1 protein-coding gene and 1 pseudogene are annotated in these 3,406 nt (G+C 64.4%); both read right to left on the bottom strand.

What is annotated here, in order from left to right:
• Positions 1-3,129, bottom strand: a 3,129-nt coding sequence (locus Y708_RS23020) for an ATP-dependent helicase (protein ID WP_081746484.1), incomplete at its 3' end; no start/stop codon positions are given.
• Positions 3,126-3,406: pseudogene (locus Y708_RS0105245) on the bottom strand (cysteine methyltransferase); the annotation flags it as partial. The pseudogene Y708_RS0105245 and the gene Y708_RS23020, both read right to left, overlap by 4 nt.

Raw genomic sequence — 3,406 nt, 5'->3', positions numbered from 1 at the left:
CACCGAGTCGAAGTCCGAGCCGGACATCAGCCCTGCCGCTTCGCCGAGCATGTCGAGCGCCCAGGTATCCACCGGTTCAACGGCCGGCTGCTGCTGGATCGGTGCGTCCTTGGTTTGAGTGCCCAGCTGAACCAGTGAGGCGCCTCCGGATTCACCGGTTGCCGGCGCCGCGCCCTGCGGCGTTTCGGCGAGTGCCCCGGCATTGACAGCCACCTGATACGCCGCGAGTTGTGGATGGAACGGGACGTCTTCTTTGGACACACTGGACTTACCGGTCTTCAAGTCCACAATGTGCAACCGGCCCGCTTCATCTATCTCCAACCGGTCAATCTGACCGCGAAGCCGGGCATACCGCCGGCAGTTTTCCACGGTGACCGGCAGATCGACACTGAAGTCGACTTCCGTGGCCACCAGCGAGCGGCCATCCTGCCGCATCGCCACGACATAGCGGGCAAGTTTACGCACCATGCCTTCCGCACGCTTGAAATCGATCCTTCCCTCCCAGTTGTCTTTCATGCCGAGAGCCGGCCATCGGCGCAGGAGTTCCTTCAGATACTCGCTTCCTGTCGCGTCTGGCAGTTCCTGCGCGATGGAGTGCACAAGGGTACCGAGTGAGCGGGCGAAGTCCGTTGGCCGCTCACCGCCCGCGGCCGAAACAAACCAGTTCAGGGGAGACCGCATCACAGCGTCAACCTTGGAGGGCGAGACCGGAATGACCTGATCCTCCGGTACCACTGGCAGGGCAGAGGACAACGGGCCCAATCCCCACCAAGTATCCGGTGCGGCCCCAGGGACCGTGATGGGGTGATTGACCATGGTGCCCAGGTGGTGTGCGGCCTCCCGTGACCATTCAGGATAGGCGTCGGGCTGCTGGGCAAATTTTCTCAGCTCGGCCACGAGTGCGCGCAGTGTCAGAGGGCGGTTCACCTCGGTGCGCGCGCGCTCCAACACACCATCAGGTAAGGGATCAATCAGGTCGAGAAACGGAGACGGTTGCTGATCGTCAGACGCCACGGCACAGCAGATCAGCTCGGAACCCGCGCGTGAGACGGCGGTCGAAAAACTTCGGAGCTCGTCGAAACGCGTCTCGCGCATCAGGCTCAGAGGGTCTCGATACTGTCGGAAATCGGGGCCATGATCCATGAGCGAGGCAAGCTCGCCGGAACCCAACAACTCTCCGCGCAGCCGCAGGTTTGGCCACACACCCTCTTGGATCCCCGCCACAATAACCACCGGCCATTCCCTGCCGGCTGCGGATGCCGGCGTCATCACGGCCACCGATCCCGCCTTCTGTGCCCTCGGGGCTAACGTGTCCATGGGCAGCTCCTGGTTGGTCAGGTACTCCAGGAAAAGTGCGGCCGGAGCGCCCGGCATTTGGTCCACAAAGCGCTCGGCAGTCTGGAAGAGCGCCACCACCGCATCGAGGTCACGGTCGGCGCGGGCTGACCCCGGCCCCTCCGCAACGGCGGCGGCAGCCCAGCGGTCGGAAAGACCGAGTGCCGACCAGATGGCCCACAGTACTGATTCGGGATTTGATCCCGGCTCCTTCAAAGCGGCGCCGCCGGCGTGAATGGCCGCGGCAAGCCTCCTGATTGGCCGGGCTTCCCGCGGACCGGGTATCTTGTCCGGTTGTTGGAATGCTTCAATCAACAATTCATCGCTGCTCCTGCTCCCCCCGGATTCCACCTCACGTCGTCTCAATGCCTGCCGCAGCCGCCTGATTTCAAGCGTTCCGGCGGCTCCCACCCTCGACCCCAGGAGGGAAACCACCAGATCCGCGTCCACGGCGGAATCGCCGAGGACCAGCGCTAGAATTTCCAGGAGCGGACGGACGGCCGGCTCATCCCGGATGGCCTTTTCCCCCGCCGGAACGTTCACCGGGACGCCCTGACCCACCAGATACCTTTGGATCTCCGCGGCCTGTGCTCCGGTGCGGACAATCACGGCTACGTCATCAAGGCTGCGCCCCTGACCCACGTGGGCTTCGAGTATCCGCTGGAGCACATAACGCAGTTCGTGGAAGGAAGAATCCACCACATGTGCGGACACCTTGGCATGGGAATCGCCCAGATTGGCTGGGGTCAGCTGACGCTGGGCCGGTGCGGCGCCCGCAACTGAGATTCGGGACGCCACATTCTGCCAGGCGGAAGCCAAGGGCGCAGGCAGGCGGTGGGACGTGGTCAACAGCATGGTCCGCGTCGGGTGCACGTCCCACAGTTGGCCGAGCCTGGCCGTCAGTTCAGGCCTTGCACCACGGAAACCCTGAACGACGGTGTCGGGACAGGAGGTCACGATAAGGTCGTTTTTGCGCACCAACAGGCTGAGGAGGGCGTGAACCCCGATGTTGGCCTCCTGGTAGTCGTCCACCAGGACCAGCCGGTGTCGAACCTGTTCCTCCGCGAGAAAGTCAGGATGTAGCTCGAGGATGCTCCGTGCGGCGGTCAGGATTCCTGCGGGATCGAATGCTTCCGGCATTCTGAGGTCCAGTACGTCGCGGTATTCCGAATACAGTGCTGCTGCTGCCTGCCAGTCCGCACGGTCGAAGCGGTCGCCAAACGCAGCCAGCTCCTCCGCGTGCGCCCCGTACTCGCTGACCCGGTCGAAGAGCTCCCTGATCTCCTGCCGGAACCCGCGGGTACCCAGTGCCAGAGAAAGATTCTCAGGCCAATTCGGCCGTCTGGACATCCCTCTGCGATGTCCATCAAGGAGTTCCCTAATGATCAGATCCTGCTCCGCACCGGACAGTAGCCTCGGAGCCCGGTCGAGATGCGGCAGCAGTCCATGGATCCGGGCGCGCCGCACCAGGTCGAAAGCGTAGGAGGACCAGGTCCGCGCGGGCGCTGCACTCAGGCTGCGGTCGAGCCGTGAGGTGAGGTTGTCCCTCAACCGCGCAGCGGAAACCCGCGACGGCGTAATCATCAGGATCTCCCGCGGATGGAGCGATCCACTACTGATCCGTCGAACCGCCGCTTCGATCAGCACCGTTGTTTTACCCGTCCCGGGGCCGCCCAGCACCAGGACAGGTCCGCAGCCGGACCCGAGCTCCAGGATCCTTTCCTGATCGGGGCTGGGAACAAATTGCGCGGTGGATCCCTCTGCCCTGCTGGGAAGGCGAAGCTGCGGTGTCATGAATGAAGACCATCATCCGGCTCCGACATTCCATCCACCGACGGGCGCAGGCGCAGATATACCTCCTCAAGCTTCAGCTGGTCGGCCGTCCGCGGCACCCAGCGTGCCTGTGCCATGTCCACCCGGGCCGTACCGCCGTCGTCGTGTTGTGCTGGTCCTGAGGTGCGACGCAGCGGGGTCCCTTCCGCCTCGTAGTGTGGGGCCGCCTGCCGGGCGAGGCCCTGCGGCGGTTCGCCGCCGGCCCGGATCACCCGCCACCAGGCCACGTCGGCTCCGC

The organism is Arthrobacter sp. H5 (genome assembly GCF_000520595.1).
GTDB lineage: Bacteria > Actinomycetota > Actinomycetes > Actinomycetales > Micrococcaceae > Arthrobacter_D.
Note: the sequence above shows the minus strand (reverse complement) of the source record. Positions and strands in the feature narration are given on the sequence as shown.